The 15,172-nt window shown below is 59.6% G+C and carries 13 protein-coding genes; 4 read left to right on the top strand and 9 right to left on the bottom strand.

Going from position 1 to position 15,172, the window contains the following annotated elements; all coding sequences use genetic code 11:
• Positions 1–263 precede the first annotated feature (263 nt).
• Complete coding sequence (locus tag AC1DUP_RS30205; protein ID WP_113335513.1) at positions 264–1,247, top strand: LacI family DNA-binding transcriptional regulator; 984 nt, start codon at positions 264–266, stop codon at positions 1,245–1,247.
• On the opposite strand, the gene AC1DUP_RS30200 is transcribed toward AC1DUP_RS30205, so the two are convergent.
• The 9 genes from AC1DUP_RS30200 to AC1DUP_RS30160 all read right to left on the bottom strand — a co-directional run bounded on the left by AC1DUP_RS30200 (position 1,244) and on the right by AC1DUP_RS30160 (position 10,514).
• Positions 1,244–2,887, bottom strand: coding sequence for a Na/Pi cotransporter family protein (locus AC1DUP_RS30200; protein ID WP_113335514.1), 1,644 nt, complete (start codon positions 2,885–2,887; stop codon positions 1,244–1,246). The two genes, AC1DUP_RS30205 and AC1DUP_RS30200, sit on opposite strands and share 4 nt — an antisense overlap.
• 106 nt (positions 2,888–2,993) lie before the next feature.
• On the bottom strand, positions 2,994–4,682 hold the full coding sequence (locus AC1DUP_RS30195) for a metallophosphoesterase family protein (protein WP_115038178.1): 1,689 nt from the start codon (positions 4,680–4,682) through the stop codon (positions 2,994–2,996).
• Positions 4,682–5,284 carry a dual specificity protein phosphatase family protein gene (locus AC1DUP_RS30190; RefSeq protein ID WP_115038180.1) on the bottom strand — a complete coding sequence of 201 codons (603 nt, stop codon included), beginning with the start codon at positions 5,282–5,284 and terminating at the stop codon, positions 4,682–4,684. Before AC1DUP_RS30190 ends, AC1DUP_RS30195 begins: the two co-directional genes overlap by 1 nt.
• Before the next feature lie 50 nt (positions 5,285–5,334).
• Complete coding sequence (locus AC1DUP_RS30185; protein WP_115038182.1) at positions 5,335–6,195, bottom strand: inositol monophosphatase family protein; 861 nt, start codon at positions 6,193–6,195, stop codon at positions 5,335–5,337.
• Between the two features lie 162 nt (positions 6,196–6,357).
• Positions 6,358–6,945 (bottom strand): hypothetical protein, encoded by a 588-nt coding sequence (locus AC1DUP_RS30180; RefSeq protein WP_477836386.1) that lies wholly within the window; start codon positions 6,943–6,945, stop codon positions 6,358–6,360.
• Between the two features lie 31 nt (positions 6,946–6,976).
• Complete coding sequence (locus AC1DUP_RS30175; protein WP_477836384.1) at positions 6,977–8,104, bottom strand: gluconeogenesis factor YvcK family protein; 1,128 nt, start codon at positions 8,102–8,104, stop codon at positions 6,977–6,979.
• A gap of 87 nt (positions 8,105–8,191) precedes the next feature.
• Positions 8,192–8,773 (bottom strand): NUDIX hydrolase, encoded by a 582-nt coding sequence (locus AC1DUP_RS30170; protein WP_115038188.1) that lies wholly within the window; start codon positions 8,771–8,773, stop codon positions 8,192–8,194.
• A 131-nt stretch (positions 8,774–8,904) separates the two neighbouring features.
• Complete coding sequence (locus tag AC1DUP_RS30165) at positions 8,905–9,435, bottom strand: NUDIX hydrolase (protein WP_115038190.1); 531 nt, start codon at positions 9,433–9,435, stop codon at positions 8,905–8,907.
• Between the two features lie 65 nt (positions 9,436–9,500).
• On the bottom strand, positions 9,501–10,514 hold the full coding sequence (locus AC1DUP_RS30160; RefSeq protein WP_113335522.1) for a LacI family DNA-binding transcriptional regulator: 1,014 nt from the start codon (positions 10,512–10,514) through the stop codon (positions 9,501–9,503).
• 182 nt (positions 10,515–10,696) lie between these two features.
• Here AC1DUP_RS30160 and AC1DUP_RS30155 point away from each other — a divergent pair, with 182 nt between their 5' ends.
• From AC1DUP_RS30155 to AC1DUP_RS30145, 3 genes are all read left to right on the top strand, one after another.
• Positions 10,697–11,725, top strand: a complete 1,029-nt coding sequence (locus AC1DUP_RS30155; protein ID WP_115039181.1) for an ABC transporter substrate-binding protein — start codon at positions 10,697–10,699, stop codon at positions 11,723–11,725.
• 76 nt (positions 11,726–11,801) lie between these two features.
• The gene (locus AC1DUP_RS30150; RefSeq protein WP_115038192.1) at positions 11,802–14,042 is read left to right on the top strand and encodes an ABC transporter permease; all 2,241 of its coding nucleotides are present in this window, start codon (positions 11,802–11,804) and stop codon (positions 14,040–14,042) included.
• Complete coding sequence (locus tag AC1DUP_RS30145) at positions 14,039–15,100, top strand: ABC transporter ATP-binding protein (RefSeq protein ID WP_115038194.1); 1,062 nt, start codon at positions 14,039–14,041, stop codon at positions 15,098–15,100. Before AC1DUP_RS30150 ends, AC1DUP_RS30145 begins: the two co-directional genes overlap by 4 nt.
• Positions 15,101–15,172: the final 72 nt, after the last annotated feature.

Raw genomic sequence — 15,172 nt, 5'->3', positions numbered from 1 at the left:
ACTTTGTCAACGACAAAATGCACGCGCGATCAATATATTATCATGTTGTTTTTGTTTGTATTTTTTTGTCCTAAAATCTGATTTTTCGAACAGCTTTGCATGTGCATTCGCCGAGGGTGCAGATCGCTGTCATTTTTCCTTGCATCCTTGTCAGGATCGACATCGCTAAATCGAGCGCGCTTGGCGGAGGCGCGTAATTTTTCGATTGGAAAAACCTGCACTTTATGCCCTGTGATATGCTCTGGTTCAGGTGGGAACGATTGATGGCACAGACATTTGTGACGGCAGAGGAAGTCGCGAAACGCGCAGGCGTATCGCGCTCAGCTGTATCGCGCACGTTCAATGGCGGCAGCGTATCGAAATCGGTGCGCCGCAAGGTGCTGAAAGCGGCTGGCGAACTTGGTTATCGCGTCAATCGCCTGGCGCAGGGATTGATGAGCGATCGCTCTAATCTCATCGGCGTGGTCGGCGCCAATCTGAGTTCGCCATTCATCTCCAGGCAGCTTGATCTCTTAAGCATCGGCCTGTTGCGAAAGGGCCTGCAGTGCCTGCTGCTCAACGCAGCCGACGCGCGTAAGGATATTGCGCCCCTCATCGAGCTTCTATTCGAGTTTCGCGCGCAGGCTATCATCGTACTGTCCGGTGAGCCGCCCACATCGATCATCGACGAGTGCATTGCCAATGGCGTGCGTCTCATTTTGATCAACCAGCGCATCGACAGAACCGATACCAGCATGGTGCTGAGCGACGATTCTCACGGAGCCGAGCTTGCCGCCATGCGGCTGGTCAAAGCCGGTTGCAAAAAGGTCGCTGTCGTTTCAAGCAGCAGCCAGACCCCGTCACAGGTTCGGCGGGCAAATGCGTTCGGCCAGCGCATGGGGATCGAAGGTGTCGAAGTCGTGGCTTGGTCTGGCGGTCCGACGGCCTACGACAGCGGTTACAGGGCCGCCTGCGAATTGCTTTCGGACAAGACGATCGATGGCGCATTCTGCGTCACCGACCTCATGGCGCTCGGCTTTCTGGACGCAGCCCGCCTGGAGATGGGCCGCCGCGTGCCTGAGGATCTGTCGATCGTCGGTTTCGACGACATTCCGCAGGCGGGCTGGAAGAGCTACCAGTTGACCACGGTCGCCCAGCCGCTTGAGGACCTGACCGAAAAAGTGCTGACTGCGCTCGACAGCGACCAGGCCGAAACAAGGATCCAGGTCGTGTCGGTTGCCATGGTGGAGAGGACGACGGCGCGTTAGTTCGCCTGGCGGATCCGGCTTTCGATTAGAAGACCGCTTTGATCGAGGATCGGATGGGCAACGGCTGCGATATGGGCATGAATACGCTTCAGGTCGCGCAGAATATCGAGATGCAGCGAGCTCGTCTGAATACTTTCTGGCCGCTCCTCGCGCAGGCGCTGCAGGTGCCGTTCGGCCGACTGCTTTTCGAGCCGGCGCACATCCTCCTTGATCTCCACCAAGCGGCGCGCCAGCATCGCGTTTTGTGTCGCAAAGACAGTCTGCGCCATGCGGATGCTCTCCAGCGTCACGTTAAACAGGCCGGCGATTTCTTCCTGCCCGTCGCGCGAGAATTGCAGGCCACGATCGATCTTTTTGGCGATTTCCGGGAGAATGCCTTTTTCGATAATGTCGCCGATATGCTCCAGATTGATGGCATATTCAACGATGTCCATCGAACGGCGATGTTCTTCTGCGCTCAAGCCGTTATGACCAAGCTTGGAAATATAGACCTTGATCGCGTGTTGGATCCGATCGACCCGGCCTTCCAGCATTGTTACGCTGGCAAGAACCGAGGGGTCGTTGCGATTGATCGCCTCACTTGCCTGCGTCAGCATCCGTGCGACCAGATCGCCGACGACCATGACCTCGCGGCTTGCGCCCGCAAGAGCGGAGAGCGGACGAGCGAGATCATTGCTGTCCAGGTAGCTGCTCTCCTCAAGATCCTGCTTTGCCTCCGGCAGCAGACGAGACATCAGCGACAGGATGAAGGGCGACAATGGCCAGGCGACAAGGGCGACGACAAGATTGAAGGCGAGATGGGCATCGACGGCGAAATTCTGATGCGGCAGCGGCGATAATTCCAGAAGGTCTGCACCATAGCCTGCAAGAGGAAGGGCGATACACACGCCGATTGCGCGCACGATCAGGTTCCCGAGCGTGACTCTGCGGGCGCTCGTCGGTGCCCGAAGGGTGGCAAGGACGGCGGGAACTGCTCCTCCGAGGTTGGCGCCAAGGACGAGCACGATTACGAGCCCGGTGTCGATACCGCCACCGGCGGCGAGCGACAGGATAAGAACGACGACCGCGAGGCTGGACGATGCCAAAATCGCCAGAACGGCCGAGAAGATCAACGCCACCGGCCATGCATTTCCAAGCATGGTGATGAAGAGGCTGAGAGCCGGCGATTGACGGATGGGATCGGTCGCTCCCGACAGCAGATGCAATGACAAGAGCATCAGGCCGACCCCGACAAGAGCGGTACCCCCTCCCTGGAGCGCGATGGACTTCCCGCGCAGCAGGACCGTCCCGATAAGGATGAGCAGCGGCGAAAGCCAGCCAAGGCCAAGAGCGACAATCCACGCGGTCGCAGCCGTCCCGACATTTGCTCCGAGAAGCACGATCTGCGCCATGGCTGGCACGATCATGTCTCTTTCGACGAAGGAGGCGACCATCAAGGCGGTCGCCGTTGAACTTTGCAGAGCAATGGTGGCAACGAAGCCCGCGCAGATCGACCGGGCACCGCTTCTGGTACTTCTCGCGAGCCCCGCACGGAGTTTTGTACCGAAGGCGCGCGTCATTCCATCCTTGACCTGGGCGAGGCCGAAGAGAAGCAGCGCAACTGCGCCGAACAGATTGATGCTGACGATAGTCGATTCCATACCATCACCTGCTGCCTATGACCGGACGCGCACCCGGCACTCATCCATATCGGGCCGTCAGACCGGTGTCCTGCCGATGCAACGCCATTTCCATTCGATCTCGCCGCTAGGCCGGCTCATCCTGCAGCTCCCGTTCAAGGCGGACGACAACGCTGCTTCGGGACTCTGTGGCACGATCGAGAAACGCTCCGAGCGCTCCAAAGAAAATGCCGAGAAACCGTGCAAGCGATCCATCATGGGCGCCGGGCTCAAGTCCGAATTGATCTGCCAGCAACCGATAGAGCGCCAGCCGTTCTGGTTCGATGTACGCTATCGCCAGATAGGCGCCCTGCCGCAGGCAGTACCAATCGGCAATCAGCTCGATCATTGGGAGGTTTTCGGCCAAGGCAACGCTTGATGGCGTCAAGCCTTCACCCTGTCCGGGGAAGCATTCTATCGCCTGTGCGACACTCATCGGCAAGACCGATGCAGCGATCGCGCCTGGCCATTCCTTCGGAAGGTAACGGTGGACGACAAGCGCCCGTTTATGAGCCCGCAGAAAATCGCCATAGGTTTCGGCGGCGTGAGCCGCCTCGCCGTGCTCGTGGGATGCGGCCGTTTCCAGCCGATAGCCTGCCAAAAGACGATGATCGACGGACGTGGCCGCCAATTCGACCGTATCGATCACCACGTCATGATGCGAAGGCTTGATGACCTTGAAGGCCGGAGGAAATGCGACGAGGGACGGCACCGCAATATTGGTGAAGGAACTTTTGTCGTGACCCCGCCTAGTGAGGCCTTCGACATGCAGGTGACCGCTGAAATGAACGTGCACACCGGCGGCGCAAAAGGCGTCCTCGACTTCGAGCCGCGGCGTGCGGCGCACGACATTGGTTTCACCGAAAAGAGCCTTCTCGGCCTCGCAAGCGCCATCGAACGGATCAAGGGCAGGGTAGTGAGAAAAGGCAAGCAAGGTCTTGCCGAGACGACGTGCTCGGCGCGCGACGTCGCTGATCCAGGAGAGAATAAAGGGCTTGAGCCGCAGCATGGCGTTCCAGCCGCCGGCGGTGCTGTCGGTGAAGGCAGCCTCTTCCCCATGCGTGAAGGCGCCATCGAGCGGCTCGAAGACATTCGCATCGATCATCAACAGCCAGAGACCGGGCGTCGGTTCGACGAGATAGGAGGCATCCATGAGCTGGTAGCGATTGCGACCGTCCGGCGACGATACCTCGTAAAGCCTGTCCTCCTCGGAATCGGACGATCCGAACGGGCTTTCCCAATGGACGTATTCCGGCCGCCGGAAGAAGCCGAAATTCGCCATCGGGCGAAGTCCCTCCGGATATCCTTCGCAATACATGCTATCGCTGAAGACAGGACCTTTGCCGGCAAGCCCGGCATCGCTTGAGACGAGGATGGGCCGACCGGCCTCCGTCAGGAATTCCTTGGTGTGATGGCGGCCACGCAGGCCGAAGATGTCATGATTTCCAGGCAGCGCATAAAAGGCTGTGCCATGGTCGCGGCTGTGCCGCTGCAGGATATCTGCCAATTTTTCCGTCGTCGCCCGCTGGCCATCGTCACTATAATCGCCCAACAGCACGACATGGCGGATGCCGCGCTTCTCCACCTTCTCGAGCGCGGCGTGGAGTGCGCCGGCGCTTTCGTTGAAAACCCGCGTCGACTGGCGTGTGTCCGACCAGCTACGCATGGTCAGCGCCCGGCCGCCGATCCTGAGACCGGAAAAGCTGAAATCGGCATCGATATCGTGAAAATGTGCGTCCGCAACAACAGCAATTTCGGGGAAAGGACGAGGCGACATCAATTGCCCTGCTTTCGAGCTTCGATCAGGTCGATCCATTCTGATGCACGCCGGGCCGCGTCATAGAGCGCCGGCTTCGGCGTTTCGAACCACTCGTCCGGATGCAACTCGCGCCGCTCACGAATGATGGCAAGGGCGGCGTCCATCGACGGATAGAGATGCGGCTGCTGCTTGTGAAGGAAAAGCGCAACCAGCGAAACGGAGCGGCTGCGGCCGCTGCGGCAATTGACCAAGATGTTGCCGCCGTCAGGGAAGGGATAGGTCTCCCGCTTCGGCATGGTCTGGCGCAGAGCCCCGTCGAGGATGTAATAGGCGCCGAGCATCATCGTATCGGGGCTGCCCTCTCCATCGATCAGACCGACCTTGTAGTAGCGGATATCGCCGTAGCCTGATGGTCTTATGTCGGCTGCTTCCTCATCCGCCTTTACATAGTTGATGTCGAGATTGACGGCACAGTTCACCACAGTCGTGATCTGGTGCTGACGCAGCAGGCCGATATTGCTTGCGCCGCCGCCGCCGCCAATGAAGAGAGCGGCCCGGAAGGGTCCGAGGCCTTCCGCGATCAAACTGATGGTCGGGCGTGCGTAGACAGGTCCATCCATGTCAAATCCTCCTGGGCTTGCGCCTCTGGCCGTTGCGAACCGTCTATGCTTCACGTTCCTGCGGACGCTATAGACCCTGCCGGATGTGTTGCCTCCGGCCGGTTGCCGGCTAGAGCGAGCGGGATTTTTGCAATCTTGCTGATCCCGGCAGCTATCGCCGGGGCAACCGCAAGGACCGGGCCACCGTTTTCCAGGCTGCCGATCTCCAAGAAGGGGCAGACATCGCCACCCGCCTCGCTGACGAGGAGAAGGCCTGCGAGGCAATCCCAGGAATTCATATGCAGTTCTACATAGCCGTCGGAGCGGCCATCGGCCACATAGGCCAAAGCCAGCGCACCCGAACCCGCCCGTCGCACATTGGTCCCAAGATCAAGCAGCCCCTTCACCACGGCGAGATAGGTCTCGTTCGCAACGCGGGTCGACCATCCCATTTCGATCGTGGTGGCATCGTAACGATTTGTCGCAGCGACCCGAATCGTCTTGCCGTTCAAACGGGCGCCGTGGCCGCGCTCAGCAAAATAAAGCTCGTCGAGCGCGGGGTTGTAGATGGCGCCGAACTGCGTCACCCCCTTCTCCACGTAAGCGATCGAAATGCAGAAATGGGGAATGCCGCGCGCGAAATTGGCCGTGCCGTCGACGGGGTCGACGACCCAAACGCGCTCACCGATAGCGCCACCGCCTTCTTCGCCGAAGAAGCTGTCACCCGGAAAGCGAGCCAGGATACCGTCGCGGATCAGGGCCTCCGAAGCGGCGTCGGTCTCCGTCAGATAGTCTTGTGGACCCTTCATCGACAGGCCTGGTCCCGCTCCTGCATAAAAGCCCTTGAGAACCAGATCCCCGGCAGCGCGGATGATAGTGCGGCAATAGTCCGCACGCGTTTCCGCCAAGGCGACGTCGGATACTGGATGCATGTGATTTCCCCTCAGATGCTTTGCACGCGCTCACAATTGCACGCGCGTGCAATTGGGTCAAGTCCAGTAATCATGGGATATAAACTCGTTCTCTCCGATGAATTTTCACGGGAGTTGCAAGCGCGCTCGGCGGATGCCCGCCGGGTCTCAGTCTTTGTAGGGTCACTCGTCTTTTTTCGTATGGAAATAGGTCTGCCACCGGACGGGCGCTTCAGAAAACAGCCCAAATGCTTGAATGACCATACCGGTCGGGACATCAATGTTTCTGGCAATGCCGATGCCTTTGAGGACTCCTCCTCGTTTATCCGGATCAGGTTCTCGAAAAGAGCCGCCGCCGCCAAGCTGGCAATTCTGGATGCGGATCGGGCCAAGAACCTGTGCTCCATCACCAAGATTGGCGCTCCCGGCAATGGAGCCGCCGCCATTCAACCGGGCGTCGTTTCCGATGTGGATCTTGTCACTTGGCGCACTGGTGACGAAGGTGAAGCCGCCCTCCTGGCCGAGATCACCGTTTGCACCGATGGCAATCGAGCCGGCCCCAGCCGCGATCCGCACGCCGCTGTGAAGCACGGTCGACGCGCCGATGCTGACCGCCGCCTCAGGACCCGCCTCCAATGTCACATTGGGCCAGACGAAGACACCAGACGCCAGGTTGGCGCGGCGGGAAATCAAGGTCGAGAACGGATCAATGATGGTGACGCCGAGATCTGCAAGCTGCAGCGTTTCGCCAACGGTCAGGAAACCCTTCAAGCGCCTGACCTCGTCGATCCTGTTCACTATCTCATGCATTCCAAGCACCTCCGGAAGCGATTTTCAGCAAGGCTGCAGCTGTTGCGTCGCCGTCATGCTGGCCACGGCTCCAGGCATCTTCGAATTCACCCTTGATGACCTGATGATCGTTCCTCTCCTGGCGGTCCTCTCGTAGGTAGGGAAATTTTCCGACCGTCTTTTCGAACGGAAACAGCATCCTGTTTGCAAGGACGAAGGTGAACAGATCCGAGGTTGCGCCCCCTTTGCGTCCGTGCAGATCCGTCGCCGACAGAACGTCTTCGAGCGTTAGCCCCATGGTCTCCCGGCATTGCAGGATATTGCCGATAAAGACCGTTGGGCAGCTGGCCTTTTCGACCGCCAAAGCGAGGCCACCGACCAGAAGATGCGGAAGGATACTTGTGTAGAGGCTGCCCGGACCGAACGCGATCAGGTCCGCGTGGGCAATGGCGTCGAGCACAGCGGGATTGGCAAGCGCCAGGCGCTGATCGGCGCAGGTCAGTGCGACCTCTGCGATTCCAACCTTTGCCTCCTCGTCCGCCATCGATGTGATGACGTCCTGGGGCGAAAGCGTGCGGCCGTCCTTCAGCGTTGCTGAGAGAAGCAGGTTGTTGTCGCAGGACGACGGCCACACGTTTCCGCGAATGCCGCACAGCTTCCTGAACACGAAGATCGCGGTGTTGACATCTCCATTATGCGCCAGACAGGCGCCCGTCAGAATGAAATTGCCGACGCTCCCGTGCCTGAAGTCGAAATCGCGGCCGACAGCAGTGTGAAACGTGTTCAAATAGTTCAGGATCGCTCCCCGCAGGCCAGGCTCCATTCTCTCAAGCAACGGATGACGGCCGTCCGCATAGAAGAGAAATTCCTTGCGGGCATCCTCAAGGCCAAGATTGGCCGAAAGCCGGGCGTTGCAGATCTTGACCACGTCGCCGGCGCAGCCCTCTCCATGTGCCATCGTCATCAAGGCCTGGCGGATGGCTCCCACTGAGAGGATTGCAAGCCGTTCACGAAGGACTTTCGAGCTACCGCCGCTATCCCAGGCAGGCACGACGCGGATAACGTCGGCTCCGCTTCGACATAGCGCGACATTGATTGATCGACAGGCGCTGCCGCCCGAGAATAAGACAATTCGTTTCATACCCGCCCTGATGTCTGCAAGCAAATTGATGGCCTTCGTTGATTGCCTGCAACAGCTGCCCTGTCGTCACATATCGCGACGGCGCTGTCACAGAAGTTTGCGTAATCTCGCAAGCCCAAAAGCGGCAATGGTGCCTGCGTCCTGGAGATCGCCATCAAGGATCATCCGTTGCAGCTCGTCGACCGAAACCGTCGCCCGGATGAGATCCTGCTCTTCGTGCTCAGGCTTGTTGTCTCCCGCCGTCAGATCCGACGCGAAGAAGACATGGCATCTCTGGGTTACGGTTCCATAGAGCGGATAGATGGTGCCGATCCTGACCAGTGAGGAAGCGATCAACCCGGTCTCCTCCTGCAACTCGCCGCGGGCGAGCTCTTCGGGATCGGCATCCGGATTATCTTCCCAGCTCCCCTGCGGAAATTCCCACTGACGCGACTTGATCGGATATCGGAACTGTTGAACCAGGTGAACATGGCCATGGTCGAAGGGCAGGATCATCACGAAATCAGGTTTGTCGACAAAGCCGTAGAGGCCGGGCGAACCGTCGCGGCGCCGGATCTTGTCCTCGCGGACCGTCATCCAGCGATTGGCATAAACCTCGGTCGAACCAACAGTAACGATATCTCGATCCCTAATCTGGTCCGATGCTTTTTCGATTGACGATAAACTCATAATGGTGGCGTTCCGTGTTTTTGAGGTTAGGACATGTGGCGCCCCATGCGCTCAGCCGCTTTCTAACGGTCTCGGCGTCCGCTTCATGAAAGACAAGATTGAGATGCGAACCGCACCCGAAAAAGGACCCCTCATCTCTTGATTTTTATCTTTGCTCGCGGCGGGTGAGGCCTGAAGGATACGAGGAGCGATTTGAGCTCCAGCTCACGCACGCGCCGCGCCGCTTCATCAGGAGAAACCCAAGCGAGAACCCGCTCGCCGCGTTCTTTAAAGTCAGCGGTCAGGCCCTTGACCTCGATCTGAAACAATTCGACGATGCAAGGCGACACTGTGTCAGGTCCAAGTTCCTTGAGATAGGTATATCGGCCGATCGGTTTTTTGCGCACGCTCCCCTCGACACCCGCCTCCTCAAAGGCTTCGATGGCAGCTGTTTGAAAGGGCTTCCTTTTTTTGATCGGCCAGCCCTTGGGTATGACCCATCGACGACTTTCGCGCGAGGTGATCAGCAAGATCTCGATCTGCTCTTCGTCTCCGACATAACGAAAGCAGACCGCGCCATACTGCTGCAGAAAGGCGGCCTTGAATAAGGTCTCGGGAACGAGCGCAAGTTGTTGCAGCAAACCTGCGTCCTTGTTTTTCTGCCGTTTATCGCCGTTCTTCATGTATGGTCCGATGGAGGATATGAAGCCTTTTCCAGCTCATTCGCGAAGTTTGACGCCGCAACCGGTCACCCGCCGCGGATCGAGCCGCGCCACACCAGCTCGGCATGAAGTTTTAGGGATCTGACCTCACCGGTATCCTGCGGCAACGCAGGAGCCGCCAAGTACGCGACAGCTTCGCGCGCCACCGTCTCAACCGGCTGCGCGAAGGTCGTCAGATCATAGGAAGACCACGATGCCTGCTCGATATCGTCGAAACCCGCAATGCAAAGCTGGTCGGGAACAGAGATCTTGAACTGATGGCGGGCGGCGTCCATGACGCCGCAGGCCAGCAGATCGTTCGCGCAGAAAATCGCGTCCGGCCGTTCCTTACGCGTCAGCAGCCTCTGGGCGACCACCTTTCCCGCCTCATAGCCGGTCGAGCCGTGACGCTCGACCACGACCTCTATTCCAAGGGCGGCGGCTGCCGCAACGAAACCGCGCTCGCGTGCCATCAGGCTCGGCGTGCCGACCTCGGAATTGGCGAATGCCAATTGGCGGCAGCCTGCGCGGATGAAGGCGGTGAGAATGCGGCCGGCGGCCTCGTGATCGTCGAGATTGATGCGTAACGGCCCCGGCTGATCGTCATCGCGGTTGATGAGAACCAGGCGTTGACCATTCTTGAGGCAGAGCTGCGTGATCGATTTGTCCGGCAGTCCGGACAGGATGATCGATGCATCGGCACGGTAGTGAATCGCCTGCCGCAGCGCCCGGTCCACACTTCCATCGGAACGGTCAGTGTTGACCAGCATCGCGATCTTTCCGCTCATCTGAAGCTGCTGCGTGATCGCCCTGATGAGAGATGAGCGAAACGGCGTTCCGAGCTCCGACACGATGAGGCAGACGATTCCGCTCTCATTCGTCATCAGTCCCCGGGCAAGATGATTAACGTGATAGCCAAGCGCCTCGGCTGCATCCATTACGCGCCTGCGCGTCTCCGCCGATACGCTCGCCCCTGGGGTGAAGGCACGCGATACCGCCGAGCGCGAAACGCCCGCTTTCGCCGCGACTTCCTGAGCGCTGACAAAATCCTTAGTGACCACCGGCACCTCCCTTTGCCGAGACTGTGCACAAATTTGCAATTGCGTGCAAGACACGACCCGCGGTTCTTTATGACACTTTTATGACAAAGGTGATTGACAGGGCCTTTGTGCTCATGCAGGCTTTGCACACGCTTGCAAAAGCGAACGGCGTGGAGGCGCCGACATCATTCCAGGAGGATAGAATGCGTTCAGCCAATGTTATTGCGGCAGCAGTTGTCGCGGGTGTCTCTTTTGTTGCCTACTCGGCGCATGCCGCTGGGGATCTCAACCTGATCTGTTCGGCCGACGTCGTGATCTGCGAAATGATGAAGGACAGTTTCGAGAAGCAGACGGACATCAAGGTCAATATGGTTCGCCTGTCTTCGGGAGAAACCTATGCGAAGGTCCGCGCCGAGGCGCGCAATCCGAAGACGGACATCTGGTGGGCAGGTACCGGCGACCCCCATCTGCAGGCCGCCAGCGAAGGCCTGACGCAAGAATACAAGTCGCCGATGCTCGACCAGCTAAACGACTGGGCAAAGAAGCAAGCCGAAAGTGCCAATTATCGTACGGTCGGCGTTTACGCCGGCGCTCTCGGCTGGGGCTATAACACCGACCTGCTGGCCAAGAAGAGCCTGAAGGAACCGAAGTGCTGGGCCGACCTCCTCGATGCGTCCTACAAGGGCGAGATCCAGATCGCAAATCCGAATTCGTCTGGTACCGCCTACACAGCCCTTGCAACACTCGTGCAGATCATGGGCGAGGACAAGGCTTTCGATTACCTCGGAAAACTCAACGCCAATATCTCGCAATATACCAAGTCAGGCTCGGCGCCGGTGAAGGCTGCCGCCCGCGGCGAAGCGACGATCGGCATCGTCTTCATGCACGATGCCGTCGCGCAGACTGTGGAGGGCTTCCCGGTCAAGTCGGTCGCCCCTTGCGAAGGCACCGGCTACGAGATCGGCTCGATGTCGATCATCAAGGGCGCCAAGAATCTTGAGAACGCCAAAAAGTGGTATGACTGGGCGCTGACGGCCGAAGTGCAGTCGCACATGAAGGACGCCAAGTCCTTCCAGCTGCCGTCGAACAAATCGGCCGACGTTCCGAAGGAATCGCCAAAGTTCGAGGATATCAAGCTGATCGACTACGACTTCAAGACCTACGGCGATCCTGACAAGCGCAAGGCGCTTCTGTCGCGCTGGGACAAGGAAATCGGCGCGAACGCCAACTGACCTCCATCCAAATCCAATGGCCGGCTGCGGAAGCCGCCGGCCAGATGCATGTTGCTGCTCAAGCGGGAGCGACCCGATGAAGAACCACAATCGCAGACTGGATATCGCTCTCGTCTTTGCTGTCGCCGCCCTGATACTGCTCCCGTGGTATCGGATCGAAGGCGGCTTCTTCGGCCTCGCCTGGCTGTCTGATTTCCCGGACGATCCCTCCACGGCGCCTGGAATCCTGCAGATCGTCTCTCATGGCCGATGGTGGCTCGCGATCGCCGCCTTTTGCGTTCTGCTTGGCGGCGTCGCGCGCTTCCTTCGCGATCCTGATCGCCGCAGTGCGTTGCTCGCCTGGGCGGGTGGCCTCGGTCTTGGCTTTCTGGCCCTGCAAGGGCTGGCTATCGGCTTTTCCGGTTGGAACTGGACGATCAGCGAAACGCTGTTCGGGACGCTTTCTGACGGGCAGCCGTCGATGGGCGCGGGCGCCATCGTCGTCGGCCTCGTCTTCGTCTTGATCTTTTCCTTCGGCTTGGCCGAACGTGGCGTGATGAAGGGCGATGCGTTCGTCGTCAGCGCGATCGCCATGCTGGTCTTCCTCGTCACTGTCTTCGTCTTCTATCCGATCGGCAGCATGTTCGTCGGCGCTTTCCAGGATTTCGACGGTTCTTTCAATCCGGATGGCTTCCTGACGAATATTCAGGATTCGTCAGTCTGGAGTCTCGGCTGCATCGTCGGTGGAGAACGCTGCGGTGTTGCCTGGCGCACGCTCTGGCTGGCGATCATGACGGCGGCCGGCTCGACGACGCTCGGTCTCTGCTTTGCCCTGGTCGCTACGCGCACACGATTCCCCTTCAAGAAGGGTCTCCGTCTCCTGACAATCCTGCCGATCATCACCCCGCCCTTCGTCGTCGGGCTGGCGCTCACATTGCTCTTTGGCCGGTCCGGTGTCGCCACTCAGCTCGTGTCGTCTCTGCTTGGCGTGGAGCCCGGTCGATGGCTCTATGGCCTGACCGGCATCTGGATTGCCCAGGTGCTCTCGTTCACACCAATCTCCTTCCTCGTTCTCATCGGCGTCGTCGAAGGCGTCAGTCCATCCATGGAAGAGGCGTCGCAGACGCTGCGCGCCGACCGCTGGCGCACCTTCTGGAGGGTTTCGCTACCACTGATGAAACCCGGCCTGGCCAACGCCTTCCTGATCGGTTTCATCGAAAGCATGGCTGATTTCGGCAATCCTCTGGTACTCGGCGGCAGCCATGGCGTGCTGTCGACGGAAATCTTCTTCGCTGTGGTCGGCTCGCAAAACGATCCGTCGCGCGCCGCGGTGCTCGCCATGATCCTGCTCTGCTTCACGCTTTCAGCCTTCCTGGCGCAGCGTTTCTGGCTGTCCGGCAAGAACTTCGCCACCGTCACCGGCAAGGGCGATTCCGGTCAGCATATCGCACTGCCACGCGTCGTTTCGATTGCTGTGCATGCGATCGTCGTCCCCTGGATGATCTTTACCATCATCGTCTATGCGATGATCCTGTTCGGTGGTTTCGTGCGGACCTGGGGCCTCGACAACACGCTCACAACAGAACATTACATCCGTGCGTTCTCGATCGGTTTCCGTGATGACGGCGGCCTGGCGTGGACGGGGGTCGCCTGGAATTCGTTCTGGACGACGATGGAGATCGCACTGATCTCCGCCCCGCTCACGGCCGCTGTCGGCCTGCTGACGGCCTATCTCATAGTTCGCCAGAAGTTTGCGGGGCGCAATCTGTTCGAATTCGCGCTGATGATGAGTTTTGCGATCCCGGGAACGGTCATCGGCATAAGCTACATCATGGCCTTCAACCTGCCGCCGCTGGAAATGACCGGCACCGCCGTCATCCTCATCGCCTGCTTCGTCTTCCGCAACATGCCGGTCGGCGTGCGTGGTGGTGTCGCGGCGATGAGCCAGCTCGACAAGAGCCTCGACGAGGCCTCGCTGACACTGCGCGCCGACAGCTTCCGGACGATCCGCAAGGTCATCCTGCCGCTGCTGCGGCCGGCGATCACCGCCGCGCTGGTCTATTCCTTTGTGCGCGCCATCACCTCGATCAGCGCCGTCGTCTTCCTCGTCAGCGCCCAATACAACATGGCGACATCCTATATTGTCGGCCTCGTCGAGAACGGCGAATACGGCGTGGCGATCGCCTATTCCTCGACGCTGATCGTCGTCATGGTCGCCGTTATCACGGGCTTCCAGTTCCTCGTCGGAGAGCGGCGGCTGCGGCGTGAAAACCGCATCGCCATCGCAGCGCCAACCGCCACCGCTTCCGCACCGCTCGGCAAGGAGAAAACCGCATGATCAGCACCAAAGCCGGTTCCGTCGTCTTCCAGAACGTCCGCAAGACCTTCGGCGCCTTCACCGCCATCCCTGATCTGTCGATGACGATCGAGCCGGGCACGCTGGTGACGCTTCTCGGCCCTTCGGGCTGCGGCAAGACGACGACACTGCGCATGCTGGCCGGCCTCGAACATCCAACCTCCGGCCGGATCCTGATCGGCGGCAAGGACGTGACGATGCTGCCGGCAAATGAACGTGACGTCTCGATGGTCTTCCAGTCCTACGCGCTCTTCCCGCACATGACGGCACTCGATAACGTCGCCTATGGCCTCGAATCGTCAGGCCTGAAACGCAAGGAAGCACGCGACCGCGCCGAGGAAGGACTGATGCTCGTCGGCCTGGGCGGCATGGGCCAGCGGTTGCCCGCTGAACTTTCGGGTGGCCAGCAGCAACGTGTCGCTGTTGCCCGTGCGCTGGTGCTCGAGCCGCAGGTGTTGCTGCTCGACGAGCCGCTTTCGAATCTCGACGCGCGCCTTCGCCGCCGAGTCAGGACCGAAATCCGCGAGTTGCAGCAGCGGCTCGGCTTTACCGCTGTCTATGTGACGCACGACCAAGACGAGGCGCTCGCCGTGTCCGACCAAATCATCGTCATGAAGGACGGGGAAGTCGCCCAGCAGGGGGCGCCGCGCGACCTCTACGATCAGCCGAGTTCCGCCTTCATTGCCGACTTCATGGGCGAGGCCAATGTGCTGTCATGCGAGGTGGTTGGCGTCGAAGGCGAAAGTGCCACGATCGACGTTGAGGGGCTCGTGCATCGGGTTCCCGGCCGCAATGTCCGTCCCGGTCCGGCGCAGCTCGCGGTTCGTCCGAACGCCATTACTTTGGCGCCGAAGAACGGCGGTTCGTTCGGCGGACAAATCACGCATTCGGCCTATCTCGGAGACCATGTGGAGTATGAAGTCAAGACGAAGATCGGCACGCTCTTTGTGGTTGACCCCGCCGTCGAAAACCCGCTAGCAGCCGCAACCGAGGTCGAGATCGGTTTCAAGGATCGCGGCATTGCAATCATCACCAAGTGATACCATCAGTGTAGTATTGGGCGATCAAAGTCTTGGCGAAGTGGAATTGTGATGGTGGGTGGCAGTAATGCT

This window comes from Rhizobium sp. 01L419, assembly GCF_056400025.1.
Note: the sequence above shows the minus strand (reverse complement) of the source record. Positions and strands in the feature narration are given on the sequence as shown.